At 63.3% G+C, this 25,758-nt stretch carries 26 protein-coding genes and 2 pseudogenes; 19 read left to right on the forward strand and 9 right to left on the reverse strand.

Features of this window, described 5'->3' with window-relative positions:
• The first annotated feature begins 164 nt into the window (after positions 1–164).
• The 6 genes from HMPREF1257_RS07950 (at position 165) to HMPREF1257_RS07975 (ending at position 6,905) form a co-directional block, all read left to right on the forward strand.
• Positions 165–1,841 (forward strand): uroporphyrinogen-III synthase, encoded by a 1,677-nt coding sequence (locus HMPREF1257_RS07950; protein ID WP_232208540.1) that lies wholly within the window; start codon positions 165–167, stop codon positions 1,839–1,841.
• Positions 1,842–1,870: 29 nt separating this feature from the next.
• Positions 1,871–2,854 (forward strand): porphobilinogen synthase, encoded by a 984-nt coding sequence (hemB, locus tag HMPREF1257_RS07955; protein WP_023025103.1) that lies wholly within the window; start codon positions 1,871–1,873, stop codon positions 2,852–2,854.
• Between the two features lie 9 nt (positions 2,855–2,863).
• Positions 2,864–3,853, forward strand: coding sequence for a proline-rich domain-containing protein (locus tag HMPREF1257_RS07960; protein ID WP_023025104.1), 990 nt, complete (start codon positions 2,864–2,866; stop codon positions 3,851–3,853).
• Entirely contained in the window at positions 3,850–4,404 is a 555-nt protein-coding gene (locus tag HMPREF1257_RS07965) for a hypothetical protein (protein ID WP_023025105.1), read from the forward strand. The genes HMPREF1257_RS07960 and HMPREF1257_RS07965 overlap by 4 nt, the downstream gene beginning before the upstream one ends.
• 83 nt (positions 4,405–4,487) lie before the next feature.
• Positions 4,488–5,522: a uroporphyrinogen decarboxylase gene (hemE, locus tag HMPREF1257_RS07970; RefSeq protein ID WP_023025106.1), complete on the forward strand. Its 1,035-nt coding sequence runs from the start codon at positions 4,488–4,490 to the stop codon at positions 5,520–5,522.
• Complete coding sequence (locus HMPREF1257_RS07975; protein WP_023025107.1) at positions 5,523–6,905, forward strand: protoporphyrinogen oxidase; 1,383 nt, start codon at positions 5,523–5,525, stop codon at positions 6,903–6,905.
• 358 nt (positions 6,906–7,263) lie between these two features.
• Here HMPREF1257_RS07975 and HMPREF1257_RS07980 read toward each other — a convergent pair whose 3' ends face one another.
• Positions 7,264–8,292, reverse strand: a complete 1,029-nt coding sequence (locus HMPREF1257_RS07980) for an HNH endonuclease signature motif containing protein (RefSeq protein ID WP_023025108.1) — start codon at positions 8,290–8,292, stop codon at positions 7,264–7,266.
• A 115-nt stretch (positions 8,293–8,407) separates the two neighbouring features.
• Complete coding sequence (locus HMPREF1257_RS07985) at positions 8,408–9,247, reverse strand: NAD(P)-dependent oxidoreductase (protein ID WP_034659472.1); 840 nt, start codon at positions 9,245–9,247, stop codon at positions 8,408–8,410.
• 135 nt (positions 9,248–9,382) lie between these two features.
• On the opposite strand from HMPREF1257_RS07985, the gene hemL reads away from it, so the two are divergent.
• The 7 genes and pseudogenes from hemL to HMPREF1257_RS08020 all read left to right on the forward strand — a co-directional run bounded on the left by hemL (position 9,383) and on the right by HMPREF1257_RS08020 (position 15,841).
• Entirely contained in the window at positions 9,383–10,693 is a 1,311-nt protein-coding gene (gene hemL / locus HMPREF1257_RS07990; protein ID WP_023025110.1) for a glutamate-1-semialdehyde 2,1-aminomutase, read from the forward strand.
• A 50-nt stretch (positions 10,694–10,743) separates the two neighbouring features.
• Positions 10,744–11,352 (forward strand): histidine phosphatase family protein, encoded by a 609-nt coding sequence (locus HMPREF1257_RS07995; RefSeq protein WP_023025111.1) that lies wholly within the window; start codon positions 10,744–10,746, stop codon positions 11,350–11,352.
• Positions 11,352–11,969 (forward strand): TlpA disulfide reductase family protein, encoded by a 618-nt coding sequence (locus HMPREF1257_RS08000; RefSeq protein WP_023025112.1) that lies wholly within the window; start codon positions 11,352–11,354, stop codon positions 11,967–11,969. The genes HMPREF1257_RS07995 and HMPREF1257_RS08000 overlap by 1 nt, the downstream gene beginning before the upstream one ends.
• A complete protein-coding gene (locus HMPREF1257_RS08005; RefSeq protein WP_023025113.1) occupies positions 11,970–12,773 on the forward strand; it encodes a cytochrome c biogenesis CcdA family protein in 804 nt (267 codons plus the stop codon).
• 7 nt (positions 12,774–12,780) lie between these two features.
• Positions 12,781–14,412 (forward strand): cytochrome c biogenesis protein ResB, encoded by a 1,632-nt coding sequence (locus HMPREF1257_RS08010; RefSeq protein WP_023025114.1) that lies wholly within the window; start codon positions 12,781–12,783, stop codon positions 14,410–14,412.
• 82 nt (positions 14,413–14,494) lie between these two features.
• Positions 14,495–15,583: a c-type cytochrome biogenesis protein CcsB gene (ccsB, locus tag HMPREF1257_RS08015; protein ID WP_023025115.1), complete on the forward strand. Its 1,089-nt coding sequence runs from the start codon at positions 14,495–14,497 to the stop codon at positions 15,581–15,583.
• Positions 15,584–15,841: pseudogene (locus HMPREF1257_RS08020) on the forward strand (helix-turn-helix domain-containing protein). It abuts the gene before it with no gap.
• On the opposite strand, the gene HMPREF1257_RS08025 reads toward HMPREF1257_RS08020, so the two are convergent.
• Positions 15,838–16,113 carry a hypothetical protein gene (locus HMPREF1257_RS08025; RefSeq protein WP_023025117.1) on the reverse strand — a complete coding sequence of 92 codons (276 nt, stop codon included), beginning with the start codon at positions 16,111–16,113 and terminating at the stop codon, positions 15,838–15,840. The pseudogene HMPREF1257_RS08020 and the gene HMPREF1257_RS08025 overlap by 4 nt on opposite strands.
• Before the next feature lie 38 nt (positions 16,114–16,151).
• Here HMPREF1257_RS08025 and HMPREF1257_RS08030 point away from each other — a divergent pair, with 38 nt between their 5' ends.
• Positions 16,152–16,475 (forward strand): DUF4229 domain-containing protein, encoded by a 324-nt coding sequence (locus tag HMPREF1257_RS08030; RefSeq protein ID WP_023025118.1) that lies wholly within the window; start codon positions 16,152–16,154, stop codon positions 16,473–16,475.
• A gap of 18 nt (positions 16,476–16,493) precedes the next feature.
• Here HMPREF1257_RS08030 and HMPREF1257_RS08035 read toward each other — a convergent pair whose 3' ends face one another.
• The 5 genes from HMPREF1257_RS08035 to HMPREF1257_RS08050 form a co-directional block, all read right to left on the reverse strand.
• A complete protein-coding gene (locus HMPREF1257_RS08035; RefSeq protein WP_023025119.1) occupies positions 16,494–17,399 on the reverse strand; it encodes a 1,4-dihydroxy-2-naphthoate polyprenyltransferase in 906 nt (301 codons plus the stop codon).
• Positions 17,400–17,472: 73 nt separating this feature from the next.
• Positions 17,473–18,609, reverse strand: coding sequence for an o-succinylbenzoate--CoA ligase (gene menE / locus HMPREF1257_RS08040; RefSeq protein ID WP_023025120.1), 1,137 nt, complete (start codon positions 18,607–18,609; stop codon positions 17,473–17,475).
• A 66-nt stretch (positions 18,610–18,675) separates the two neighbouring features.
• Positions 18,676–18,816 (reverse strand): hypothetical protein, encoded by a 141-nt coding sequence (locus HMPREF1257_RS12405; protein WP_023025121.1) that lies wholly within the window; start codon positions 18,814–18,816, stop codon positions 18,676–18,678.
• Positions 18,817–18,831: 15 nt separating this feature from the next.
• The gene (locus tag HMPREF1257_RS08045; RefSeq protein ID WP_034659505.1) at positions 18,832–19,800 is read right to left on the reverse strand and encodes a 1,4-dihydroxy-2-naphthoyl-CoA synthase; all 969 of its coding nucleotides are present in this window, start codon (positions 19,798–19,800) and stop codon (positions 18,832–18,834) included.
• Positions 19,801–20,102: 302 nt separating this feature from the next.
• Entirely contained in the window at positions 20,103–20,564 is a 462-nt protein-coding gene (locus HMPREF1257_RS08050) for a DIP1984 family protein (RefSeq protein WP_023025123.1), read from the reverse strand.
• Between the two features lie 105 nt (positions 20,565–20,669).
• Here HMPREF1257_RS08050 and HMPREF1257_RS08055 point away from each other — a divergent pair, with 105 nt between their 5' ends.
• Positions 20,670–21,680, forward strand: a complete 1,011-nt coding sequence (locus HMPREF1257_RS08055; RefSeq protein ID WP_023025124.1) for an o-succinylbenzoate synthase — start codon at positions 20,670–20,672, stop codon at positions 21,678–21,680.
• Positions 21,681–21,741: 61 nt separating this feature from the next.
• On the opposite strand, the gene HMPREF1257_RS08060 is transcribed toward HMPREF1257_RS08055, so the two are convergent.
• Positions 21,742–22,287 (reverse strand): OsmC family protein, encoded by a 546-nt coding sequence (locus HMPREF1257_RS08060; protein WP_023025125.1) that lies wholly within the window; start codon positions 22,285–22,287, stop codon positions 21,742–21,744.
• 227 nt (positions 22,288–22,514) lie between these two features.
• On the opposite strand from HMPREF1257_RS08060, the gene HMPREF1257_RS08065 reads away from it, so the two are divergent.
• The 4 genes and pseudogenes from HMPREF1257_RS08065 to HMPREF1257_RS12260 all read left to right on the forward strand — a co-directional run.
• On the forward strand, positions 22,515–23,684 hold the full coding sequence (locus HMPREF1257_RS08065; RefSeq protein ID WP_023025126.1) for an ABC transporter substrate-binding protein: 1,170 nt from the start codon (positions 22,515–22,517) through the stop codon (positions 23,682–23,684).
• A 14-nt stretch (positions 23,685–23,698) separates the two neighbouring features.
• A complete protein-coding gene (locus HMPREF1257_RS08070) occupies positions 23,699–24,577 on the forward strand; it encodes an ABC transporter permease (protein WP_023025127.1) in 879 nt (292 codons plus the stop codon).
• Positions 24,570–25,334, forward strand: a complete 765-nt coding sequence (locus HMPREF1257_RS08075) for an ABC transporter ATP-binding protein (protein ID WP_023025128.1) — start codon at positions 24,570–24,572, stop codon at positions 25,332–25,334. Before HMPREF1257_RS08070 ends, HMPREF1257_RS08075 begins: the two co-directional genes overlap by 8 nt.
• Before the next feature lie 130 nt (positions 25,335–25,464).
• A pseudogene (locus HMPREF1257_RS12260) lies at positions 25,465–25,758 on the forward strand (IS6 family transposase); the annotation flags it as partial.

A 25,758-nucleotide genomic window follows, 5' to 3' on the forward strand; every position in this document is an offset into this window, starting at 1 on the left:
CATTTTTTGCAATGATACCCGGCCCCCTTTAAGGGCATCCCAGGACGTAGCGCCTGGGATTTTGGCCGTTATGACCTTGATACCCACCGACGGCGCGGGGAGAAACACTGCAGGCGATCATGTCCGTGTGCGGTGCCGCGGGCCCAGATCTAGAAAAGAACTTTATGAGCAATGCTGTGTCAGACACCCAGTTGGGCAAGATCGTCTTCGTGGGCGCTGGTCCGGGAAACCCAGACCTGCTGACCGTCCGCGCCCGCGAAGTTCTGGCCAATAACGCTATCGCCGTGGCCGATCCGCAGGTCATGCAGGGCGTGCGCGATGCAGTCGCCACCGCGCTGCCCGTCCCGCAAGAGCTGCTGGATGCCGCGGAAGAGGAATACGCGCAGATGTGCGCAGATGCCAAGGCCAAGGGCGCGCGCCGCAAGCCGCCCCGCCCGCCGGCACCGACCGCCGCGGTGCTCTATACACCGGGCGAGGACATCGTAAGCCAGCTGCGCGAGTGCCTTGCGGAGGCCGATGGCGAGGACGTCATCCGCCTCGTGACCGGCAACCCGCTCAACCGCGAATCCATCAAGACCGAGATCAACGCCGTGGCCTCCGCCGGCCTGGAATTCCAGGTCGTGCCGGGCATGTCCCTGCCCTCAACTGTGCCGTCCTTTGCCGGGCTGGCGCTCGGATCGACGTACACCGAAGCCGATGTCACCGATGGCGCCGACTGGGACGCGCTCGCCAATGCCACCCAGCCCATCGTCTTGCAGGCCACCAAGGAAGATTTGGCGGAGATTTCCACCGAGCTGCAGCAGCGCGGCATGCCGGCGGAAACCGAGGCTTTCGTGACCGTCCACGGCACCACGCGCCTGCAGCGCACGTACGAGACGACGCTGGGGACCATCGCCAAGCTGGACGCGGATTTGTCCGGCCCGTTGGTGGTCACGCTTGGCCGCAGCATCGATGACCGCACCAAGTACTCGTGGTGGGAAAACCGCCCGCTCTACGGCTGGCGCGTGCTGGTGCCGCGCACCAAGGAACAGGCCGGGCCCATGTCCGCGCGCCTGGCCGGCTACGGCGCCATCCCGCAGAACGTGCCGACGATTTCCATCGAGCCGCCGCGCAACCCGGCGCAGATGGACCGCGCCATCAAGGGCATCGTCGAGGGCCGCTACAAGTGGATCGTCTTTACCTCCGTCAACGCCGTGACCGCCGTGTGGGATAAGATTTCCCAGCTCGGCCTGGACGCGCGCGATTTTGCCGGCGTGCATCTTGCCGCCGTGGGCACCAAGACCGCCGATGCCATCCGCGCCAAGGGCATGGTGCCGGAGCTTTTGCCGCACAAGAAGAAGCAAAACGCCGAGGGGCTGCTCGAGGTCTTTCCCAATTACGTCGAAGACATCGACGCCGTCAGCCGCGTGCTCCTGCCGCGCACAGATATCGCCGCCGATACGCTTGTCGATGGCCTCCAGGCCCTCCAGTGGGACGTCGATGACGTCGTGGCCTACCGCACCGTGCGCGCGGCCCCGCCCTCGGCCGAAATCCGCGACATGATCAAGACCGGTGGCTTCGATGCTGTGGCCTTTACCTCCGGATCCACCGTGCGCAACCTAGTGGGCATTGCCGGCAAGCCGCACCAGCGGACGATCATTGCGTGCATCGGGCCATCGGCAAGCGCAGCAGCAGAAGAGCTGGGCCTGCGCGTCGATGTCGTGCCGGATGTTGCGGACGTGCCCGCGCTTGTCGATGCCCTCGCCAGCCACGTCGCCGCCCTTCGCGCCGCCGGTAACCTTCCCGCGCCCCGCAAGAAACGTCGCGCGCGCAAGAAGACTACTAAGGTCGAGAAGGCATAAGTTTTTAGTCTCGCTCTAAGGAGTACCCAATGAGCTCATTTCCTGCCCGCCGCCCCCGCCGCCTGCGCTCCACGCCGCAGATGCGCAACCTCGTGGCCGAAACCACGCTGCGCCCATCGGACTTAATTCTGCCGATGTTCATCGCAGACGGCCTCGATGAGCCGAATGAGATTTCCTCCATGCCCGGCGTGTACCAGCACTCCTTTGATTCGCTGCGCCGCGCGACTGAGGAGGCCCTCGAGGCCGGCGTTACCTGCGTGGACCTATTCGGCGTTCCGCTAGATAAGGACAAGGACGCCACCGGCTCCGTGGCCTGGAACCCAGACGGCATTTTGAACCGCGGCATCGCCGCCCTGCGCGAGGAATTTGGCGATGACCTCATCATCATGGCCGATACCTGCCTCGACGAGTTCACCTCGCACGGGCACTGCGGCGTCCTGGATGACCAGGGCCGCGTGCTTAACGATGAATCCGTCCAGCTCTACCAAAAAATGGCCCGCTCCCAGGCCGAAGCCGGCGCGCAGATCATTTCGCCGTCTGGCATGATGGACGGCCAGGTTGCCGCCATCCGCGCCGATCTCGATGAAGCCGGGCGCGATGACGTATCCATCATGGCCTACTCCGCGAAATACGCCTCCGCCTTCTTCGGCCCCTTCCGTGACGCCGTCGGCTCCTCCCTAGAGGGCGACCGCCGCACCTACCAGCAGGATCCGCGCAACTTCCGCGAATCCCTGCTGGAGGCCGAGCTCGATATCGAGGAAGGCGCCGACTTCGTGATGGTCAAGCCGGGCCTGCCGTACTTGGATGTCTTGTCCGCAATCGCGGAGACCTCCTCGGTGCCCGTCGCCGTGTACCAAGTCTCCGGCGAGTACGCGATGATCAAGGCCGGCGCCGCCAACGGCTGGGTCGATGGCGAGGCCATCATGCTCGAGTCTCTCACCGCCTTCAAGCGCGCCGGCGCCGACCAGATCCTGACGTACTTCGCCACCGAAGCCGCACGCCTGCTCAAGTAAAGGATTCTTGTGACACAGCCTTCTTCTCGTCCGACGCCGCCGCCCGCGTCGCCGCGCCCCGAGCCGCCGCAGCCCGGGTCGCCTCAGGCTGGCGACCCGCACGGTCAGCAGGAGCCGCAGCCCAGCGACCCGCAGGCAGGTGACCCGCGCGGCCAGCAGGGGCCCCAGCGCGATAAGCAGCGAGAGCCACAACGAGAATCGCGTCCTGAACCGGGGCCCGGGTCGCCGCAGGGCGGCGCCCCGCATGGCCCGCGCGGTCAGCGCGGCAAGGGCTCGCAGGGCGGTTCCAAGCGCCCCGAGACCGTGGTCTACATGCTGTGGCTCTGGCTGGGCGTCGTCGCCGGCGAGACCGTCCACCAAATCCTCAATGTGGTGCTGACCCTGCTCAACCACGATGTGCTCATGGCACAGGCCAAGCAGATGGTCGACAGCACCTCGGGTGGCGAAGACGGCGAAGAAGTTTCGGACTCCTTTATTGAAATGGCCGCCTATGGGTCGGTGGCGCTGTCGGCTGCCATTGCCATCGGCGTGCTGGTGCTGCTGCTGTTTTTGCTGAAGTCGCTGGCAGGGCCATCAAAACGCGCGGGCACCTCGCGCCGCATCTGGTTCGCCTTTTCCATCTACTTCGGTTTCCGCATCCTGCTCACCTTCATGGTCACGCCCGCGGGTGCCGATGTCCCCGACTGGCTCTTTGCCGCCGACGGCATGGTGCAAATCCTGGTTGGCGTCGCCGCCGTATTGGGGCTCATCTTCTCCGTTAAGCCCGACACCCTCGACTACACCGGCGAGCTCGAGCAAATGCGCGAGCTGGAAAAAGAACTCGAGCAGGCGCGCCGCGATAAAGAGCGCGAGAAGCGCGAAAAGCAGGAAGCCAAAGAAAAAGACGCCAAAGAGAAGGACACCAAGCAAAAGGACCCCAAAGATAAAGGCGGTCGCAATCAACCTTCGCGGAATTACGGTGCCCAAAACAGGGGCGATGACCACAAGGACAACCGATGACCAGCATGTTCCCCGGCCACGGCCGGCGCGATGACGGTCGAAGCGACGGTCCTGCGGATAAAAATCAACGACCAGGGCCCCGCGACTATAACCGTCCCGTGCAAAACACCACGCAGGATCAAGACTTGTCCGTGTGGCCGCGCCCGCTCCAGTGGGCGTATTGGGTGCTCGTTGTCGCCGCCGTCATCATGCTGGTCAGCGGCATGGTCGGCATCTTCGGCGGAGGCGGCGAGCAGATGGAGCCCTCGGACTCGCGAATCGCGGAGTATGTGCGGTCGAACCGCCTATTCGTCTCTGTATTTAATATCATCGGTGCGATCATTTTGGCGCTCTTTTCCGCACAACTCGCCAACGGATCGAAGTGGGCGCGCCGCATTATCTCAGTTGTCATCGCGATTGCCCTCTTTTTCAATATCGCAGCCCTGGCGCTTGGCATTGGCGGGCTCGGCCTGCTGCTTATCGCCGTGACGCTGCTTATCGCGATGGTTCTGCTTTTCCGGCCGCAGTCCAACCGGTTCATTGCCCACCGCAGCCTCCACGGGCGCGACTGACGCCTGGCTTGCGGGGCGGGAGCGCGCGGCCAGCGGCGCGGCAAATTAGCCCCTGCTCCAACTTTTGATTCATAATGAGGAGTATGTCTCGACTTAACCGCGCCCCCATTATTGATGCCGCGCTCGGCCGCACCCCCTCCCGTCCGCCAGTGTGGTTGATGCGTCAAGCTGGTCGCTCCCTGCCGGAATACCGCGCCGCCCGCGAGGGCATCAGCATGCTGGATTCTTGCTTCATGCCGGAACTCCTGGCAGAAATCACCCTGCAGCCGGTGCGCCGCCACGACGTGGACGCTGCCATTCTCTTTTCCGATATCGTGGTCCCGCTCAAGGCCGCCGGCGTCAACGTTGACATCGTGCCTGGGCGCGGGCCGGTGATGGAGAAGGCGGTGAGGGAGAAGGGGGACATCGGCAAGCTGCCTATTCTGGAAGCTGACGTGCCCGAAGTTGCCAAAGGCATTGCGGGCATCCTCGGCGAGCTGACCGAAACCCAAGCGCTCATCGGCTTCGTCGGCGCGCCATTTACCCTGGCCAGCTACCTTATCGAGGGCGGTCCTTCCAAGAACCACGAGCGCACCAAGGCGCTCATGCACGCCGAGCCCGAGACGTGGCACATGCTCATGCGCCGGCTCGTGCCCACCATCATTAATTTCCTGCGGGTGCAGGTTGATGCCGGCATCGACGCCATGCAGCTTTTCGATTCCTGGGCCGGCTACCTCAACGAGCGCGACTACCGCGAGTTCGTGCTGCCGTATTCGCAGGAAATCCTCGCCAGCGTCGATATTCCGCGTATCCACTTCGGCGTGGGAACCGGCGAGCTGCTGGCGGCGATGTCGGAGGCTGGCTCCGAGGTCATGGGCGTGGATTACCGCGTGGCCATGGACGCCGCCGCCCAGCGCGTGAGCTCCCGCGTGCTGCAGGGCAACCTTGACCCGGCGCTGCTTTTTGCCGGCGACGATGCCGTGCGCCAGGCCGTGCGCACCATCCGCGGCGAGGTTGAGCGCGCTCAGCAGCGCGGCGATATCGACACCCACATCTGGAACCTTGGGCACGGGGTGCTGCCCACCACCGACGCGGAGGCCATCACCCGCGCCGTATCCATCATTCACGAGGAGGGCTAAATGCGTATTGCCATCATCGGTGCCGGCCTCGCCGGCCTTACCGCCGCCTACGAACTGCGCGATCACGATGTCGAGGTTTTCGAGGCCTCCGGGCGCATTGGCGGCAAGCTGTATTCCGTGCCGTTTAATGACGGCCCCACCGACATGGGTGCCGAGGCCTTCCTCGCCCGTCGGCGCGATGCCGTGGACTTCTTCCACACCCTCGGCCTCGCCGGCAGTTTAGTTGACCCGTCAGGTTTGCGCTCACTGGTCTACAGCGGGGAGCTGAAGTCCCTGCCGCAGGGCGGCGTGATGGGCATTCCGTCGCGTTCCGAGCCCGTTGCGCACCTGGTTTCGGAGGACACGGTGCGGCGCATCGATAATGAGCAGCCCTTCGAGTGGACCGTGGGCGGCGACGTCTCGGTCGGTGAGTTGGTGCGTCAACAATACGGCGGGGACCTGGTGGACCACGTGGTTTCTGCGCTGCTGGGCGGGGTGTACTCGTGCACCGCCGATGACCTGGGCCTGCGCGCCACCATCCCCACGCTTGCCGATGCCCTCGATACCCTTGCCGCCTCCGGTCCCGTCACCCTCTCTGCGGCCGTGCGCTCCCTCGAGGAAGCCCGTGCAGAGAACCCCAGCGCCGGCGGGCCCGTTTTCCAGACCTTCCGCGGCGGCTACGCCGAACTTTATGAGACCCTGGCCGAAAAATCCCGCGCCAAGATTTTCGTTGACACGTTCATTTCTGACATCACGCGCGAGGGCGATAAGTTCCGCCTGGCCGGCGCGCCGGGCGATACTGCGCCCTTCGACCGCGTGTTGGTAGCTACCCCGGCGCCGACCGCCGCGCGCTTGCTGCCCAACGTGGCTCCGGATGCGGCGACGCGGTTGAAGGGAGTGAAGCTGGCGGCATCGGCAGTCGTGGGCCTCAAATTCGACTCCGACACCGATTCCTCCGGCACCTCGTTGCCGCAAAACTCCGGCATCCTCGTCGCCACCGACCAAGATGACGTGCACGCAAAGGCATTCACGTTGTCATCGCGCAAGTGGCCGCACCTAGCAGAGCGCGGCGGGGCGCTGGTGCGTGCCTCGTTCGGCCGGTTCGGCGACGACGCCATCGTCCGCGCCGAAGAAGATGACCTCGTGGACTACGCCCTCGATGACCTGCAGCACCTGACCGGCTTCGATGGCCGCGCGGCTGGCGTCGCCGAAATCTTCACCCAGCGTTGGTTCGGCGGCCTGCCGCGCTTCGATGCCACCCACCTCGACACCGTGGTAGCCGTGCGCGATTCCTTGACCCAGTCCCCCGGCGTCGACGTCACGGGCGCCTGGGCCGGCGGCGTGGGTGTGCCTGCGGTCATCGCGGATGCGCGCGCTGCCGCAGCCCGCATCGCTAGCAGCTAAGTCACACACCTGCGCCCCGCAGCTAGGCCTAGAACCTAGCGTCACCTGTGGCTAGCACCACCGGAAGCCAGCGTCGGCCGCAGCTAGTGCCGCCAGCAGTTGCCGCCAGCCGCGGTTAACGCTGCCGGTTGTTAAGAATCACCGGCGGTGGCTCGGCTGAACCGCGACGCGATTCGAATAAGCAGCGAGGCGGATTTGGGCATGCCTAAACAGGCAGCAGAATTACTGCTGCCTGAATAAGCGCGGTGTGGGCGATTCCGCGCGTGCGGAAACCTAGCACGCACGCGGATACCTGGGATGCGCGCAGGCTTAATCCTCGGCCGGGAATAGCGGCCGGGGCCGGGGCTGGGTGCGAGTGCTAGGGTTCGGCGCCGGGGCCGGGCACGGCGTCGGCCCATGGTGGTTGCCACACCACCCGCCCGCGTCTGCGGGCGAGGCGACCGCGGCGCGGCGGCGCATTCGGGTCGTCGTCGTTGACGCCGTTGTGGTACGGGCAGCAGGCTGCAAGGTTGGACATATTGGTATCGCCGCCGTGTTGCCAGGCTTCCAGGTGGTGGATTTGGCACTTATCCGCGGGATAATTGCATCGCGGCCACGGGCAGACGGGATTTTCGGCGGCGGCCATGAGCCGCTGCTTCTCGTTGGCCATGCGCTCGGTGCGGTAGAGGTTCACCGCGCCCTCGAAGGGATGCACGAGGGTGATAAGGCCACGCTCGGAAAGCGTGCGCGCGACCAATTCGGCGCCGGTAAGCCGCGCGCCGTTGGTGAGTTGGATGGTGATTTCTTCGCCGTGGCCATCGATGATGCGGTCGAGCTCGTCGAGCGTGATGATCGCATTGGTCGTCACTGTGGGTCGCGGGGCGGCGGAGCCGGAGAAAAGCCCTGCGACGGAATCTAAAGGCGCATCCTCGTCCAGGTTGGACTCTAAGTCAGCGATGAGGGCGGACGGCCCGGTAATCGCGAGCGTCCACGGCGCGTCCTTGCGGCGGCGAATACGCACCCCAGGGCGCGGTGGGGTAGGCGGATTGATCTCGCGCAGCTTCTTGCGCGCGAGCTTTTCCATCTCATCGGTATCCGCGGCGGTGCGGCAGAGCTCCACCCGCAGCTGCCACGCCTGGCGCTTGGTCTTGGCGCGCGTGGCGTAGCGCTCGATGACTTCGAGCGTTGGCAGCGCGTGGGCGCGTTCGCGGGCGGCGGCCACGGCGCGGCGTTGTTGCCGGGAAAAGGAGGTGGGGGAGAAGAAGGCATCGGCAAGCGTGAGCAGCGTGCGCGCAGTCCGGTTCGGCGCACCTGCCGCGCGCAGCTCGCGGGCGGACATGCCAGTGCACCCGGCGACGATGTCGATGCCGGGCGCTAAAGCCGCGAGGTATGCCTGAAGTGCTGTCATGCCCCGCAGCTTAAGGTGATAGCGCAACTAAAGCGCGGCGCGCGGGCGGGGCCTGTGGATAACTCTCCCCAAAAGCGCTAAAAAGCCGTAGTTCGTTGACGCGACATGTGAATAACTAGCCCTTATTGCGGAAAACGAAGATGGACGAGAAGTCCTGGTTCCCGTGGCCCATGTCCTGCATCTCGGCGAAACGCTCGATGGCGGCGGATACGGCGGGCAGGGGCTTATCGGAGGTCTTCTCCATGAGCTTGGCGTCCTTGGCCAGGGCGTCGACGGTGAAATCGCCCGGGTCGGTATTGCGCTCGCCGGTGATGAACGGGCCTTTCATATTCGACATGAATGACAAGCCGGTGATGTCGAGCATCTGCAGGATGACCTCGGAATCGAGCCCCTCGGATTCACCGAGCTGCAGGGCCTCCAGCAGGCCTTCGGCGGTCACGGCTAGGGCAAGGTTAGCCAGCAGCTTGCCGATGGCCGCCGTCGCCGCCGTTTCCACCCCAATCAGCTTTTCTTCGCCGGCCCAAGCCTCGGCAAGGCCGAGGGCGACCTCGCGGCGGTCATCGTCGGGCGTGCCGACATAAACGCCTAGGTTGCCCTCCCGCGCCGGGCCCAGCGAACCCACGACGGGGGAGTGGACGTATGAGTCGACGGCGGCGGCGAACTCGCGGGCATCGTCAGGCGAGACCGTGGTGGTGTCGATCCAGGTAATGCCCTCGGGGATGAGCTGTGGCTCGATGACCACCTCGCGGATCTGGTCGGGGCCGAAGAGCGAGGTGATGATGACCTCGGCGCCCTCGATGGCGGCGGCGGGGGTATCGGCGCGCGCCGCGCCCTCGTCCACGAGCGGTTGCGCGCGCTCGGCGGTGCGGTTCCACACCGTCAGCTCGTGTTCAGCTAGTAGGTGGCGGGCCAACTCGGTGCCCATGCGTCCGGTTCCTAAAAATGCAATCTTCATACCTTCCTAGTGTGCCATCTCAGCGGGAATGCCGTTTCTATGACGTATCACGGAACTTCAGGGAACGTTGGAGGGTTGCTGTGAATTACGCCGACATGCACAGTCAAACTTTTGTATGGCGCGCGAGTCGCTAGAATGACAGACATGCCTAATACTTCCCAGTCGCAACAGTGGTTCGAGCGTTCCTCCAAAGTGATCCCGGGCGGGGTGAACTCGCCGGTGCGCGCTTTCGGTTCCGTGGGTGGCCAAGCCCGCGTGATTGAGCGGGGCGCGGGATCGCGCCTGTGGGATGTCGACGGTAATGAGTACGTCGACCTCGTGAGCTCTTATGGCCCGATGATCCACGGCAATGCGCACCCGGAAATCGTCGAAGCCGTGCAGCAGGCTGCCACCGGCGGGCTGAGTTTTGGCACGCCAACGGAGGGTGAGGCGCTGCTGGCGGAGGAAATCGTCAAGCGCACCGCGGCCGATAAGGTGCGCATGGTCAACTCCGGCACGGAGGCGACCATGTCGGCGGTGCGTTTGGCCCGCGGCTATACGGGCCGCGCGAAGGTGCTGAAGTTTGAGGGGTGCTACCACGGGCACGTGGATGCGCTGTTGGCATCGGCGGGCTCGGGCGTGGCGACGTTTGGTCTGCCGGATTCGCCGGGCGTTACGGGGGCGACGGCGAAGGACACCATCGTCGTTCCTTATAACGATCTGGATGCGGTGCGCGAGGCCTTTGCGGAGAACGAGGGCCAGATTGCCTGCATCATTGCGGAGGCTTCTGCCGGCAATATGGGCACCGTGGCCCCGAATGAGGGCTTCAACGCGGCACTGAAGGAAATCGCGCATGCCGATGGCGCCCTGCTCATCCTCGATGAGGTTATGACCGGCTTCCGTACCTCGTATAAGGGCTGGTACGGCGTCGATGGCGTGGCGGCGGACCTGGTGACCTTTGGCAAGGTGGTTTCCGGTGGTTTGCCGGCTGCGGCCTTTGGAGGTCGCGCCGAGGTCATGGACTACCTGGCGCCGGACGGTCCGGTCTACCAGGCGGGCACCTTGTCCGGTAACCCGGTGGCGATGGCCTCGGGCCTGAAGTCACTGCAGCTTGCCGATGAATCCCTCTACCCCCGCCTGCAGGAAAAGGCCGACCAGCTCGGCGCGATGATTTCCTCCGCGCTGGAGGCCGAGGGCGTGGCGCACCACATTCAGCGCGCGGCATCCATGTTCTCCATTCGATTTGCAGAGGGCGAGGGCCGCAACTTTGCGGACATGCAGGCCGCGGAGAACTTCCGCTTTGCCCCGTTCTTCCACGCGCTGCTTGAAAATGGCATCTACGTGGCACCGAGCGCGTTCGAGACCTGGTTCGTCTCTGATGCTCTTGGCGATGCCGACTTCGAGCGCATCGACGCCGCCCTCAAGCCCGCCGCCAAGGCCGCGGCCGCAGCGCGTCCCGCACAATAAGTCCTGCGCAACTAGGCCTGCACAATAAGGCCTGCTCAACAAGGAGAGACATGACACGCACCATCGTTCACCTCGTGCGCCATGGCGAGGTACACAACCCGGGCAAGATTCTGTACGGGCGCATTCCGGGCTATCACCTATCCTCGCGCGGGCATTCCATGGCCGCGCGGACGGCGGAAAGCTTCCGCGATCATGATGTGACCTATTTGGCGGCCTCGCCGCTGCAGCGCGCGCAGGAAACGGCGCGGCCGATTGCGCAGGTGACGGGGTTAAATGTGGACGTCGATAAGACGCTCATTGAGTCCGGCAACCAATTCGAGGGCTTGCGCACCAAGGGCCTGCGATCGGCGCTGTGGAACCCGCGGCACTGGCCCAAGCTGACTAACCCGCTGGAGCCGTCGTGGGGTGAGGCGTATGAGGGCATCGCCGAGCGCATGCTCGGTGCGGTCGACCGCGCGCATACCGCGGCGGAGGGTCACGAGGCCGTGCTGGTGAGCCACCAGCTACCCATCGTGATGGTGCAGCGCACGGTGCTGGGCCAGCGCCTGCCGCATGCGCCGTGGAACCGCGAGTGCGCGTTGGCCTCGGTAACCTCGCTGCTTTTTGAGGATAACCAGGTCACCGATATCTTCTATTCCTCGCCGGCGCAGGAGATTTAATGGCACGCACACATACCCGTGCGGCAACGCGCGTTGTGGCAGCCGCGCTTTCTATAACCGCCCTGACCTTGACCGCCTGCACGCAGGACGCCGACAACGCACAAAACGCGGTGGCTACCGGCGGCGAGTTCGAATTCATCTCCCCGGGCGGGGAGCGGGAAATTCACTACGAGGAAGCCGATAGGAAACCGCTCCGCAGCTTTAGCGGCGCGGACGTCCGCGATACGGATAAGACCATTTCCTTGGACGATTACGAGGGCGAAGTCGTGGTCTTAAATTCCTGGGGCCAGTGGTGCGCGCCGTGCCGCGCCGAGGCCGATGACCTGCAGGCGGTGTACGCCGAGCTGCAAAAACGCGACCTGGGCACGGTCTTAGGCATTAATGTGCGCGACTATAACCCGCAGGTATCCAATGACTTCTTGGACGATAATGGCCTGGAGTACCCCTCCATCTATGACCCGCCGTTTAAGACGGCCGCGGCGCTCGGCGGCGTGCCTACGTCCGTGGTGCCGACCACGATCGTCTTGGATAAGCAACATCGTCCGGCTACCGTTTTCTTGCGGTCCATCACTACCGATGACGTGATGGATGTTGTGGATAAGTTAGAAAAGGAATAAATGGATTACGCAGCAAATATCGGCGGTTCGTTTGCCGAAGCTGCCACCTCCGGCCCGTTGATCCTCGGCATCCTCGCCGCGGCTCTGGCGGGTCTCGTCAGCTTTGCCAGCCCCTGCGTCATCCCGCTGGTGCCCGGCTATATCTCCTACCTCGCCAGCGTGGTTGGCGGTGAGGTGAGCTATGACGAGAAGCTGGGGGTGGGCGTCGGCAAGCGCAGGCAATGGGCCGTCGTACTGGCGGCAGCGCTATTCATCTTGGGCTTTACCGTGGTCTTTGTGCTGGCGACGGTCTCGGTCTTTGGCGCGATTTCCGCGCTCACGCTCAACGCCGATACGCTGATGCGCGTTGGCGGCGGCATCACCATCTTGATGGGCGTGGTCTTCTTGGGCGCGATTCCGGCGCTGCAGAAAGATACCCGCCTGGCGCCAAAGCGCTGGACCACGTGGCTGGGCGCGCCGCTTTTGGGCGGAGTCTTCGCGCTTGGCTGGACGCCGTGCCTGGGACCCACGCTGGCGGCGATTGTGTCCATTTCCGCCGGCACCGAAGGCATGACCGCCGCCCGCGGCGCCTTGCTCATCGTGGGCTATTGCCTGGGCCTTGGCCTACCGTTCCTGCTGGTGGCGCTGGGGTCTGCGCGGGCGATGCGCACCATTTCGTGGGCCCGCAAGCACTCGCGCACCATCCAAATCATTGGTGGCGTGGCGATGATCCTCGTGGGCCTTGCCCTGATTACCGGCCTGTGGGGCGAGTTTATTTCCTATATCCAGAAATGGACCGTGGACTACGGCGCAACCCTCATTTAGGAGAAACGTGAAATATATCCGCAAAGCCTGGCGCTGGCTTACCAGCATGCGCACCGCGCTAGCCCTGCTATTCCTGCTGGCGCTCGCCGCCGTCCCCGGCTCCCTCTTGCCGCAGCGCGACCTGAACGAGCAGAACGTGCAGGAGTTCATCGAATCCAATGGCACCGTAGCGGAAATCTACGATAAGCTGCAGCTTTTTGATGTCTTTTCCTCTATCTGGTTCCAAGCCATCTTCCTGCTGTTGGCGGTCTCGCTCATTGGCTGCATCATTCCGCGCTCCATCGATCACTACAAGGCGTGGCGCACGCAGCCCACGCGCGCGCCGAAGTACCTGCACCGCCTGCCGCTGAGCGCCGAGGGGCATTCGGATAAGAGCGAGGAAGAACTCAGCGCGGAGATCCACAAGCGCCTGAAAAAGTGGCGCGTGGCCGAGTACACCCCGGATAAGGACCGCGCTGGGGTGCACGCCTTTTCCGCCGAGCGCGGTTACGGCCGCGAGCTGGCCAACCTCATCTTCCACGTCGCGTTGGTGGCCATTCTGGTCACTGTGGCCGCCGGCCGCCTGGTCAACTACGAGGGTCAGGTCATCGTGGTTACTGAGTTCGGCTCGCAGGGCGGCAACACCTCGCTGGAGCAGTCCACGGAGTTTTGTAATACCTCCACCTCGAACTTTGACTCCTTTCGGGCAGGGCCGCTTTTCGATGGCACTGGGCTCCACCCCTTCTGCATGACCGCGCACGACTTCACCGCGAAGTACCTGCCCAATGGCCAGGCGGAGATGTTCACCTCCAATGTCTCCTACGCGGAGGGTGACGATATTTATAAGGACTCTTCCGAATGGAAGGACTATGAGCTCAAGGTCAACCACCCGCTGCGCTTGGCGCAAAACCGCGTCTACCTGCAGGGTCACGGCTATGCACCGACGGTGACGGTGGAGTGGCCGGATGGTGAAAAGCGCACGCAGACCATCCAATTCCAGCCCACGGACACGACTTACTTCCTGTCTTCGGGCGTGCTGCGCTTTGACCCGCCGGCGGGCATGTACCCAGACCTTTTCGAGCGCCGCCAAAACCAGCTGGCCATCCAGGGTCTCTTCGCCCCAACGGCCGAGTGGAGCGGTGAGAACGGCAAGCTATTGCAGTCCTCCCACCCGGGCCTGAACGATCCGGCGCTGGCGGTCGATATCTACCGCGGCGATGCCGGCCTCGATACCGGCACGCCGCAGTCGCTCTTCTCGTTGGATTCAAGCCTCGTACACTCCGGGCAGCTGCAGAAGATCGACCGCGTGAACCTGAGCCAAGGCGATGACGTCACGCTTGACGATGGCACCAAGATCACCTTCAACGGCGCCAACGAGTTTGCCAATTATCAGGTCTCCTATGACCCATTCCAGAAGTGGGTGCTGGCATCCGCGCTAATCATGTTGGTATCCCTGGTGGCCTCGTTGATGATTAAGCGCCGCCGCGTCTATATTCGCCTGCGGCCGGATTCCGCTGGCGGCACCACCCTCGAGATGGGTGGTCTCGCCCGCACCGACCGCGCCGGCTGGTCCGAGGAATTCCACGAGCTGCACCGCGCGCTCTTGGAGCTTCCGGATCCAGATGAGGTGGAAGAAGACAAACTCTATACTGATGATTAATCCAACTATAGTTGGATCCCGCTGTGTGCATGAGTAAGGTATTCAGCATTATCCCGCACGTGTGAAGGCTAGGTGGACTCCCTTGCAGATCGATCAGAATCTGTCGAACTTCTCGGATCTCGCGGTGCAGACCGCATTCGTGGTGTACTGCGTCGCGCTATTTATGTCGCTGTTGTACTACGGCCGCATTCGCAGCCTCATTGAGGCGCGCCGCGCGGGCCGCTCGGAGGCGTCCAAGGTATTGGTCGGCGCAGGGGCTGAGGCCGGCGCCGCTGCCGGGACCGCCACCGGAGCTGCCACCGGCTCTGACGCCGCCACTGGCACGGGCGCGGCAGCTGCAAACACCGATTACGAAGCTGAGGCAGCCTCCGCGGCAGCAACCATGAGCGAGGAAAAAGTCGCGGAAAAGGAACGCAAGCTGGATAAGCTTGGCGGGATGACCACCTCGCTGATGTGGGTTGGCATTGCTTTGCACGCCGCGGCCATCGTGCTGCGCGGGCTGGCCACGGGCCGTTTCCCGTTTGGCAACCTCTACGAATACGTATTGATGGTGTGCTTCGGCGTGCTGCTGGTGGGCAATATGGCCATGCAGCGCAAGGAATGGCGCACGGTCTGGCCGTGGATCCTTACCCCGGTGTTGGCGCTGATGTTTTACGGTTCCACCAAGCTCTATGCGGATTCCGCACCGGTGGTGCCGGCGCTGCAGTCGCACTGGCTGCCCATCCACGTCACGGTGGTGTCCTTGGGCGCGTCCATCGGCATCGTGTCCGGCATCGCCTCGCTTTTGAGCCTGTTGCGCCAGTGGCAGCCAAAGAACGCGGAGCGCGGCCTCTTTGGCGCGCTGGCTTACCCGCTGCCGTCCGCGGCGAAGATTGACCGCCTGGCGTATCGCTTGGGCGTTATCACCCTGCCCACCTTGGGCCTAGGCATCATCTTGGGCGCCATTTGGGCAGAATCCGCGTGGGGCCGGCCTTGGGGCTGGGACCCGAAGGAAACCGTGTCTTTTGCCACTTGGATCCTCTATGCGGCCTACCTGCACGCGCGTGCGACCCCGGCCTTCCGCAAGGCCGCGCCGTGGATCAATATCTTGGCTACGGCCGTGATGATCTTCAACCTCTTCTTCATCAATATGGTGGTCTCCGGCCTACACTCCTATGCGGGGCTGAACTAAATGGCCACCAACCATAGCCCGCGCAATAAACAGGGAAAGCCCGCCGGCGATAACGAGCTCATCTTGGGCTTGGGCGCGCAGATTGCGCAGCGGCGGCGGGAGTTGGGCATCGTCCAGTAGCAGCTTGCCGATGCCGCCCAAGTCTCCCGCTCCACCCTCCACACCATCGAACACGGCGGGGCCGGTGTGCGGTGGGAAAAGGTTACCGCCGTGGCAGAAGCGCTGGGACTTGAGATGCGGTTCGTGCCAAAGGATTAATCCTGGTTGTCGTCCTGGCCCTTTGAACCATTGTTGCCGTCGGCGTCGCGAGTGCGGCGCTGGCGGCGTTTTTCTTCTTCGGCCTCCTGCTTGCGGCGCTGCTTGAAGCGCTCCTTTTCCAGGTTCCACAGGAATTCCTCGTCATCATCGGGGCCCTTGATGGAACGCGGTTGTTCTTCAACCTGGCGGGACTTCCAGGATGATGGCCCAAAGGCCTTCCACACCAGGCAGGCGGCGAGGACAAAAAGCAGTAGGAGGATTAGTCGACCCATGCAGATTATTCTACCTGTACGGCGTACAATCGACCCCCATGACGCACAACCCTGAGCCACCAAAACCGGACCCCGAACTGCGCCGTCGCTCCCGCAAGGCGCTATGGAAATACGGGCTCGCGCGCGTGGTGCTTTTTATCGCGCTCACCGCGGTCATCGAGCTGCTGGCGGTAGCGATTGATTTCCCCATCCCCGTCCTCGTGGCAGCGCTCTTAGCGCTCTTTGTCGCCCTGCCGCTATCGATGCTGATTTTTAAAAATTGGCGCATCGAGGCCACGCAGACGTTGGCGGAATACTCCGCGCAACGCAAGGCGCACAAGCGTTGGGTGCAGGCCGAATTGGAAGGCCGCGCGGAGGCCTAGGCGCGCAAGCCTAGAGGCCTAGACCAGGGCGACGGCGATGGCCTCGATGACTGCCCAGATGAGCATGGCGCGCCCGGTCAGCCCCAGCACGGGGATGAGCTCGGCTCCGGTGGCGCCGCGATTGACGGTGCGCACCGCGCGGAGTGCAAACGGGAAGTAGACCAGACCAGCGAGCGCGAGCCAGCTGCCGAAGGCAACCGCGATGGTGAGCACGAAGGGCAAGAGTAGCAGGCCGGTAAAGAGCAGGCGGGCGTTCTTATTGCCTAGCCGCACCGCGAGGGTGATCTTGCCGGCCTCGGCATCGGAGGGAATATCGCGGATATTATTGACCAGGTTTACCCCGGAGCTCATGGCGCCGATGCCGATGGCCAGGGCCAGGCCCGTCCAAGAAATGCGGCCGGCTTGGGTAAATTCGGTGCCGAGCACGGCGACGAGGCCGAAGAAGACAAAGACGGCGACCTCGCCCAGGCCGCGGTAGCCGTAGGGGTTCTTGCCGCCGGTATAAAACCACGCGCCGGCGATGCACAGCGCGCCGATGAGGATGAGCCACCAGGCACCGGCCGCCAGCGACAGGATGATTCCGGCTAAGCCTGCGACGGCAAAGCACCCGAAAGCGGCGTATTTCACGTGGCTAGGCTGCGCGAGGCCGCTGCCGGTCAGGCGCTGCGGACCGGTGCGGTCATCATCGGTGCCGCGGATGCCATCGGAGTAGTCATTGGCATAGTTCACGCCGATGATAAGCGCCCACGCCACGATGAGCGCGAGCAATGCGCGGCCGATATGCCCGCTATTAATGCCGAAGGCCGCGCCCGTACCTGCGACAACGGGTGCGAAGGCATTGGCCCACGTATGCGGGCGAGCGCCATTGATCCAATCCTGTGCGGTAGCGGAATAATTACCGGCTGATGAAGTCATAGCCACCATTGTGCCACTGCGTAGTGGGCGTACAGCAATCAGGAAGTCAGGGCCGGAGTCGAGGCTGGGGCCTGCGGTAGGGTTAGGCGTTAAAGAGGGCGGCGACGGCCTGGCGGTCAACCTTGCCAGGACCGGTGGTGGGAAATTCCGCGAGGCGCTTTAGATCTTTTGGCAGCTGCCAGCGGGGGAGTTCGGCGTCTTCGAGGGCTTCGAAGATATCGCCAAGCTCGGCATTACCGGTATAGGCGGCCACGATGGCCTGGCCCAGCCGCGGGTGCGGGATGCCGACGACGCACGCCTCGGCAACACCGGGCACCCGAAGGATCTCGCGTTCCAAGACCTCTGGGTGCAGCTTCAGCCCGCCGGAGTCGATGACATTATCGAGGCGCCCGGTGACGGTGAGGATGCCGTCTTTGATGACGCCGGCATCGGAAGTGGCAAACCACCCGTTTCCGGGAAAAGCCTCGTGACTTGGGGCATTGCGGTAGCCCCGCGCGATGGTGGGCCCGCCCAGTAAAATGCGGCCGTCTTGGACGCGGGCGGTCGTCCCGGGCAGCGGGCGGCCGTCGTAGACGCAGCCGCCGGCGGTTTCGGAGGAACCGTAGGTGGTGGTGATGTGGATGCCCCGGTCCGTGGCCGCGGCGTGCAGGCGCGGGTGGATGGCGGCACCGCCCACCAAAATGGCATCGAAACTTTGGAGCGCATCGATGCCCTCCGGCACATCCATGGCTTTGGCCAGCTGCAGCGGGGTGAGCGCGGTGTAGGTGCGGTCGCCGGTGCGGGAGAGCTCCGCGGCGGCGCGGGCGAAGGCGGAGATATTAAAGCCTGCGCTGAGATCGAGGCAGAGCGGATCCACCCCGGCCACCAGGGAACGGACGAGGACTTGGATGCCGGCGATGTGGTGGGCGGGCATCGCCAAGAGCCATTGCCCAGGGCCACCGAGGACCTGGTGGGTGGCATCGGCGCTGGCGACCAGGTTGGCCGGCGTTAGTTGAGCGCCCTTTGGGGTGCCGGTGGACCCTGAGGTGGAGACCACGAGCGCGATGTCCGCGGCGATGGGCTCGCCGGCGCGTTGGGAATTGCGCAGGAGGGTGGCGCGGGTGGCATCGGCAAGCGGCAGCGGCAAAAAGCAGGACCTACCGGCAATGGCTGATTCGAGGTCCGGCAGGATGGCCGCGGGGTCATGCGGATCAACGGGCAAGGGGGCGAGGATAGTCACGGCAGTAGATCTTAAGGCTACGGCGGGACAAAGCCCGGTTGCGGCCGGGGTGAGTCGATGCGGGAATCAGCGGTACGTGTCCTCTTGATCAAAGGGCCGCTCGTTATTGGCCTCGGCTTCTTTAATGCGGCGCAGCATCCACACGCGCGAGCCGAGAACGCCCCCGACGGCGAGGATCGCAAGCAGGATACAAAATGCGATGAGCACGGTGCGGGGCACTCCTTAGTAGTAATAGGGGAATTCGTCCCAGTTAGGCTCGCGCTTGTCCAGGAAGGACTGCTTGCCCTCGACGGCCTCATCGGTCATATAAGCCAGGCGGGTGGCCTCGCCGGCGAAGACCTGCTGGCCCATCAGGCCATCATCGGTAAGGTTGAATGCGAATTTCAGCATGCGCTGGGCGGTGGGGGATTTCATATTGATTTCCTGGCCCATGCGGATGGCGGTGTCCTCGAGCTCGCCGTGGTCTGCGACCTCATTGACCGCGCCCATCTCATACATGCGCTGGGCATCGTAGGTGCGGCCCAAAAAGAAGATCTCGCGGGCGAATTTCTGGCCCACCATCTTGGCCAGGTAGGCCGAGCCATAGCCCGCATCGAAGGATCCGACGTCCGCGTCCGTCTGCTTAAAGCGCGCCTCCTGGCGGGAAGCCACGGTCATATCGCAGACCACGTGCAGCGAGTGCCCGCCACCGGCGGCCCACCCATTGACCACGGCGATAACTACCTTCGGCATGGTGCGGATAAGGCGCTGGACCTCCAGGATGTGCAGGCGGCCGCCTTCGACCTTGGCGCGGGCCTCGTCGACGCTGGATTCATCCGCCGTCGCATCATCGTGGGCGTGCTCGGTGGCGTAGCGATACCCCGACCGGCCGCGAATGCGCTGGTCACCGCCGGAACAAAACGCCCAGCCGCCGTCCTTTTCGGACGGTCCATTGCCGGTAAGAAAGATAGTGCCCACATCCGGCGTGCGGCGGGCGTGATCCAAGGTGCGATACAGCTCATCCACGGTGTGCGGCCGGAAGGCATTGCGCACCTCCGGCCTGTCGATGGCGATGCGCACGATGCCATTCTTCCGGCCGTCCGCCGCCAGCCGGTGGTAGGTGACGTCCGTGAGATCCCCAAAGCCCTCAACCGGGCGCCACAATTCCTCGCGGAACGGATTTTCGGTGCTGTATTTCTTCTGCTCGCTCATAGCGCCCAGCATAGTGGGCGCGAAAAAGTTTAGTCCCCATTCCCAACCCTCACCTCTACGCACTGCCCAGCATGCTGGTAATAATCGATACTCAATAACTGCGAGGGGTTACCCCGCAATGTACCCGTGTACCCTATGCCGGCGCGGTCATCAATACGGTGGGAAGACTCGAACTTCCTCAACCCTTTAACGCCAAAGGGTGCCTAGATGTCCTCGAATTTCCCCTCGAAGGCGGGGGCATACTCGCTGCAAGTGCGTAAAGGCTACCGCCACGCGCGCGGCGTGGCATGACTAAAATTCCGCTATGGAGTTATCAGTTCCGTATTCCAGTTCAACTGCTGGATGCGGGTATCAAGCTCCCGGTACTGCTTGGACAGGTCATCGACCCGTTTGCGCAGTTCTGCTACCGGAAGCGTGGCCACGAACTTAATCTCCGCGCGGGAGTAGCGGTCCTGGCGCGCGCCCGCGGCTTGGGCGAGGTCGTGGTAGATGCGGCGGGTGCGCACGAGGCCATCGCGAAGCGCAAGGGCCTGCATCAGGTTCTTCTCGCCATCAAAATCGGTGGCCGCGTTCGTGGCATTGATGGCCTGCACGAGCTTATCGATGCGCCCAGTAATGCCCTCCAACTCGCGCAGAAGCTCGGCCGGATCCTCGTCCGGGGTATCGCCCTCCTGCACGCGCACGACGGAGAGCAGGCGCTCGCGCAGCTCATTGAGCCGTTCCTGCGCCTGCGCGCGCTCTGCTAATGCCTCTGCCAGTAACATGGTTCCTCCTTCAGGGGTAGGTAGGAACCAACGTAGCCGGGGTGGGGGCTGGGGTCAATGGGTTGTGGTCCGCATCGCGGGCGGCGTGCCAGCTACCATGACCTTATGAACATCGATGACGTTCTCGACCGCGCCCATGTAGTCTCCCTCCCGCTGGCCGTGAAGTTTCGCGGCATCACCACGCGGGAGGCGTTGCTTATTGATGGGCCTGCCGGTTGGGGTGAATTTGCGCCGTTCCTGGAATACGGGCCCGCGGAATCGGCCGCGTGGCTGCGCGCCGGGTTGGAGGCCGCTTACGAGGGCTTTCCTAAACCCGTCCGCGAATGGGTAGAGGTCAATGCCACCATTCCTGCCGTTCCTGCCAACGAGGTACCCGCGATTGTGGATCGCTATCCAGGCTGCCGGACGTTCAAGATCAAGGTGGCGGAGAAGGGCCAGACGCTTGCCGATGACATCGCGCGCGTCCACGCCGTCCGCGAACACGTGAGTGCCCGGGGTGTTATCCCGGTGCTGCGCGTGGATGCCAATGGCGGCTGGAGTGTGGCCGAAGCGGTAGAGGCCGCCCAGGCATTCATGCCGCTGGATTATATGGAACAACCCTGCGCGAGCGCGGAAGAACTGGTGGAGGTGCGCAGGCAGCTTATGCGCAACGGGCTTTTTGTGCGCGTGGCTGCGGATGAATCCATTCGCAAAGTTGAGGATCCGTACCGCGTGGCGGATCTGCAGGCGGCCGATGTAGCGGTGGTGAAACCCGCGCCGCTGGGCGGGGTGCGCCGCGTCCTCGAGGTGGCGCAGCACCTGCGCGAACGGCACATGGATATTACGGTGGCCTCGGCGCTGGATACTTCCATTGGCATCAATATGGGCTTGGCGGCAGTGGCGGCGCTGCCGCAAATCTATGACGACGAGGACATCGACGTCACCCCGGCCGCAGCAGGCCTGGCCACGGGCAGCCTTTTCGAAGAAGATGTCACCGCGCCGCGCCATCTACACGACGGGCACCTGCGCGCCGAGATCCTCGCCCCAGAACCGGACCGCCTGTCCTCCTTGGCTGCACCGGGCAACCGCCGCGACTGGTGGTTTGAGCGCCTGCGGGAATCGTGGCAATTCCTGTAGTTGCTCCTAAAGCATAAGAAAAGCGCCTGGCACTTGCCAGGCGCTTTTATCTATCTAAACCTTAGACCAACTCGTGGGTGAGGTTGGCCGGGCGGGTGTAGGTATTAACGACCGGGGACCACTTGATGGCGTCGTCCACGATCTTCTGCAGAGTCTCCTGGTCGGTGTCGCCGTCGATGTCGACCTTAACGTTGACGTCGGAAACGCCTGGGCGCTTGTCCTCGCCCAAGTCACCAACGCCCCAGGTTGGGGAGAGGTCGATGTCGCCGACGATGTCGAGCTCCAGCTTGGTCAGGGTGACGCCGCGGTGCTGAGCGATGGCCTGAATGCCAACGTTGATGCAGGCGCCAAGACCGGCCTGGGCGACCTCGGTGGGGTTGGGTGCGGAGTCATCGCCAAGCAGCGGCAAAGGCTCGCCCACCTTGATGGTGTGGTCGCGCACGGTGGTGTTATTGCGGAAGAAACCGTCAGCCTCGGTGTGGGTGCGGACGTGCTTCTTGGCACCCTCAGGGTTGTCGATGTTCTTCTGTGCTAGGTCGTTGAGCTTCTCGCCATCGATGGGCTCAAGAGCGTCGCCTTCTTTGTGGTTCGGGGTGAGATCAGACATTAAATTGCTCCTTGTATCAGATGTTTATTAACTGATGGCGCCATGGTAACGCGAAGGTAAATATAAATCTAGAACGAGAGGTCTATTTTGTAGAGAATGCCAGGTCTAGAGTGAATATAAATGTGTGCACCGCATTTTCTGACCTGTGAATTTAGAAATTGACACCGTAGTGCGCCTGCCCTAGGTTCGTTCTGAACAAACCACTTGGTCTAGTTAAGAAAGAGCGCATGGTTCACAATCGGAAGCTGTCGCGACGGCAGATACTGCGCAGCGCAGTGGCAATGGGCGGGGTAGCCGTGGGCTCGCAGGTGCTATCCGCATGTTCCACGCCGCGGCAGGGGGACAATGCCCAGTCCGGAAAATCCGAGCAGGGCGGGGAAACCCTCACCATCGGATTCGTGCCCATCGCATGCGCGTCACCGCTGGTAGCGGCCGATGGCTTGGGCGCCTTTGAAAAGCAGGGCCTCAACGTTGAGCTGCGCAAATTCGCGGGATGGGCGGATCTTTGGACCGCCTATGCCACCGGCGCCTTAGACGTGGCGCACATGCTCTCGCCCATGCCGCTGGCCATCGATGCCGGTGCCACCAATGCCTCCCGGCCTACCGAGTTGGCCTTTACGCAAAACACCAACGGGCAGGCACTGACCTTGTCCACCTCCCACCTGGATACCGTGTCGCGGCCGGCGGACCTGAAGGGCATGGTGCTGGGTATCCCCTTTGAATATTCGGTGCATGCGCTCTTGCTGCGCGATTACCTCGTGGCCGGCGGGGTCGATCCGGTCTCAGATGTGGAGCTGCGCCTCTTGCGCCCGGCCGATATGGTGGCGCAACTTTCGGTAGGTACCATCGACGGCTTTATTGGCCCAGAGCCCTTCAACCAGCGCGCCCTGACTACCGGCTCGGGCCGGGCCTTTGTTCCCACCCGCCAGATGTGGGAAAACCACCCGTGCTGCTCGGTGGCCGTGGCCAAGGAAGTAGACCGGGGCGTGCGCGACCGCGTGGTCGCGGCGCTACACGAAGGCGCGCAGTACGTCGATAGCCCGCACCACGTCCACGAATCGGCCTCCATGCTGGCCAAGGAGAAGTACCTGAACCAGAAGGAAGAGCTGATTTCGCGTGCCTTGGCCGGAAACTACACCACCTGGGACGGCAAAGACCTGGTGGATCCACAGATGATCAAGTTCGGCGGCAGCACCTCCGCCACCGCAATTACGTGGATGGCCGCCCAAATGGCCCGCTGGGATCTGGGCGGAAAAGCAATGCCGATGGAGGACCAAGCGCTGTTAGACGTCACAAAATCTGTTTTGCCACGCGAAGCCGATCTCACTACGGACCCAGTGGAAATCAACGGCCATACCTTCGATCCCCTGCACCCCACCGCCGGATACCAGCGTTAAGGACTCCCACGCTTATGACCACACTGAAAAATCACAGCGCTAGCACCAGCACCGCGCACTCCACTGACACCCACACCGCAGCGCCCCACCGAGGCAACACCGACGGCCGGAAGAAGCGGCGGGACAGCCCGTGGCAGGCAATGGGCCTGGGTATTGCGCTTTTTATTGCCTTCATCGCCATATGGCAGTCGGTGGCGGCTGCAGGCTGGCTTTCCGGTATCGCCCCCACCCCCGCGCGCACCTGGGACAGGGCCGTAGAGATCCTCTCTGATCCCTTCTACCGGGATGGGCCGGCCTCGGTAGGCATCTTTTGGCACATGGTGGCCTCCCTGCGCCGCGTGCTCATTGGCTTTGCTATCGCCATGGTGATAGCCATTCCGCTGGGCTTTTGGCTGGGATCTTCTGCCACCTTCCGCCGCGCGACGGATCCCTTTGTGCAGATCCTGCGCCCCGTATCTCCGCTGGCATGGCTGCCACTAGGCCTGGCACTGCTTCGCGATGCCGAAAATACCGCCGTCTTCGTCATCATCCTCTCCGCCTTGTGGCCGACGCTGCTCAATACCATCGAGGCGGTCCGCGGGATTCACCCCACGTATAAGAACCTGGCGGCCACGCTCGGCACGAACCGGATGCAGCAGCTCCTCTATATCGTCGGGCCGGCTGCGCTGCCGGGGATTATCACCGGCATGCGGCAATCGCTATCGACCGCCTGGTTGGTCATCGTGGCCGCGGAAATGCTCGTCGGTGGCCAAGGCGTCGGCTTCTTTGTCTGGAATATGTGGAACCGCCTCGATATTGACGCCATCGTCGTGGTCATCGTGCTGATCGGTGTCATCGGATTGGCCCTGGATTACCTCGTTGCTTCCCTGCAGAAAGTGGTGCGCTATGACTAATGCCCATATCGAATTTGCTGGTATAACCAAAAGCTACGGCCCAACCAAGATCATTGGGGATACCTCAGTGTCCATTGGGGAGGGCGAGTTCGTATCCCTGCTGGGACCATCGGGCTCCGGCAAATCCACCATGCTGAATATGATCGCGGGCCTCGCATTTCCCTCTACCGGCGAGGTGCGCGCGCGAGGCGAGGCCGTGACCGGCCCAGGGCCAGACCGCGGCGTGGTATTTCAAAATCACGCCCTATTGCCGTGGATGACGGCGCGTGGGAATATCGAATTCGGACTGCGTTCGGCTCGCCCGGAACTATCCAAGGCGGAGCGCGCCCAGATTGCACAGGATTTCCTCGATGAGGTCAGCTTGGGCCATGCGGCAGATAGGCGCCCATCGCGGTTATCCGGTGGCATGCAACAGCGCGTCGGTTTGGCGCGCGCCTTTGCCATTGGCTCGGATATCTTATTGCTCGATGAGCCCTTCGGCGCATTGGATGCGCTTACCCGCCGCCAGCTGCAGTCGCTGCTGTTGAATGTGTGGGAAGAAAACCGCCGCACGGTGGTCATGGTCACCCACGACGTGGATGAGGCAGTATTGCTCTCGGATCGCATTGTGGTCATGTCGCCGGGGCCAGAGGCCACCATCATCGAGGACATTGAAGTGGGCTTGCCCCGCCCGCGCAGCGGCAGCGATGACTCCGCGGTGGTGGAGCGCAAAAATTTGCTGCGCGAACGGCTCCTTGGGCTGCTCGAAAACGGCTAGAGCGAGAGGATGTTCCTATATAGGTTGTCAACTTCGTGGGTGGGTTTGTTGGGGGTGTGTTGACTTTAGGTTGCTGGGTGCTGTTGCAAAGTTGGGGCAGTAGGAAGAGCGACGTGAACTAATCACAGCCATGGGTATTTTCTCGGGTCGTCATTTCCCCCGTGACATTACTCTGTGGGCAGTGCGGTGGTACTGCCGCTACGGGGTGAGCTACCGCGATCTGGAGGAAATGATGACTTCAGCGGGGTGTGCCGGTTGATCACACCAGGATCTACCGCTGGGTCTAGAAATACGCGCCTGAGCTGGACAAGCAAACACGGTGGTACCGACAGGTACCTGACTGGCAAGCTAGTTCCTGGCGGGTGGATGAGACCTATATCCGGGTCGGCGGCAGGTGGTGCTACCTCTATCGGGCGATCACCGC

Origin of the sequence: Corynebacterium sp. KPL1814 (assembly GCF_000478175.1) — a bacterium.
GTDB lineage: Bacteria > Actinomycetota > Actinomycetes > Mycobacteriales > Mycobacteriaceae > Corynebacterium.

Excerpts from the sequence above, each read along its gene's own strand:
- HMPREF1257_RS08055 (WP_023025124.1), top strand. The coding sequence starts at position 20,670 with ATGAACATCGATGACGTTCTCGACCGCGCCCATGTAGTCTCCCTCCCG.
- HMPREF1257_RS08030 (WP_023025118.1), top strand. The coding sequence starts at position 16,152 with ATGACGCACAACCCTGAGCCACCAAAACCGGACCCCGAACTGCGCCGT.
- HMPREF1257_RS07980 (WP_023025108.1), bottom strand. The coding sequence starts at position 8,292 with ATGACAGCACTTCAGGCATACCTCGCGGCTTTAGCGCCCGGCATCGAC.
- hemB (WP_023025103.1), top strand. The coding sequence starts at position 1,871 with ATGAGCTCATTTCCTGCCCGCCGCCCCCGCCGCCTGCGCTCCACGCCG.
- HMPREF1257_RS08025 (WP_023025117.1), bottom strand. The coding sequence starts at position 16,113 with ATGGGTCGACTAATCCTCCTACTGCTTTTTGTCCTCGCCGCCTGCCTG.
- HMPREF1257_RS08065 (WP_023025126.1), top strand. The coding sequence starts at position 22,515 with ATGGTTCACAATCGGAAGCTGTCGCGACGGCAGATACTGCGCAGCGCA.
- HMPREF1257_RS08075 (WP_023025128.1), top strand. The coding sequence starts at position 24,570 with ATGACTAATGCCCATATCGAATTTGCTGGTATAACCAAAAGCTACGGC.
- HMPREF1257_RS08050 (WP_023025123.1), bottom strand. The coding sequence starts at position 20,564 with ATGTTACTGGCAGAGGCATTAGCAGAGCGCGCGCAGGCGCAGGAACGG.
- HMPREF1257_RS08005 (WP_023025113.1), top strand. The coding sequence starts at position 11,970 with ATGGATTACGCAGCAAATATCGGCGGTTCGTTTGCCGAAGCTGCCACC.
- HMPREF1257_RS07985 (WP_034659472.1), bottom strand. The coding sequence starts at position 9,247 with ATGAAGATTGCATTTTTAGGAACCGGACGCATGGGCACCGAGTTGGCC.
- HMPREF1257_RS08000 (WP_023025112.1), top strand. The coding sequence starts at position 11,352 with ATGGCACGCACACATACCCGTGCGGCAACGCGCGTTGTGGCAGCCGCG.
- HMPREF1257_RS07965 (WP_023025105.1), top strand. The coding sequence starts at position 3,850 with ATGACCAGCATGTTCCCCGGCCACGGCCGGCGCGATGACGGTCGAAGC.
- HMPREF1257_RS08060 (WP_023025125.1), bottom strand. The coding sequence starts at position 22,287 with ATGTCTGATCTCACCCCGAACCACAAAGAAGGCGACGCTCTTGAGCCC.
- HMPREF1257_RS08070 (WP_023025127.1), top strand. The coding sequence starts at position 23,699 with ATGACCACACTGAAAAATCACAGCGCTAGCACCAGCACCGCGCACTCC.
- HMPREF1257_RS07950 (WP_232208540.1), top strand. The coding sequence starts at position 165 with ATGAGCAATGCTGTGTCAGACACCCAGTTGGGCAAGATCGTCTTCGTG.
- hemL (WP_023025110.1), top strand. The coding sequence starts at position 9,383 with ATGACAGACATGCCTAATACTTCCCAGTCGCAACAGTGGTTCGAGCGT.
- HMPREF1257_RS07995 (WP_023025111.1), top strand. The coding sequence starts at position 10,744 with ATGACACGCACCATCGTTCACCTCGTGCGCCATGGCGAGGTACACAAC.
- hemE (WP_023025106.1), top strand. The coding sequence starts at position 4,488 with ATGTCTCGACTTAACCGCGCCCCCATTATTGATGCCGCGCTCGGCCGC.
- HMPREF1257_RS08045 (WP_034659505.1), bottom strand. The coding sequence starts at position 19,800 with ATGAGCGAGCAGAAGAAATACAGCACCGAAAATCCGTTCCGCGAGGAA.
- HMPREF1257_RS08035 (WP_023025119.1), bottom strand. The coding sequence starts at position 17,399 with ATGGTGGCTATGACTTCATCAGCCGGTAATTATTCCGCTACCGCACAG.
- HMPREF1257_RS07975 (WP_023025107.1), top strand. The coding sequence starts at position 5,523 with ATGCGTATTGCCATCATCGGTGCCGGCCTCGCCGGCCTTACCGCCGCC.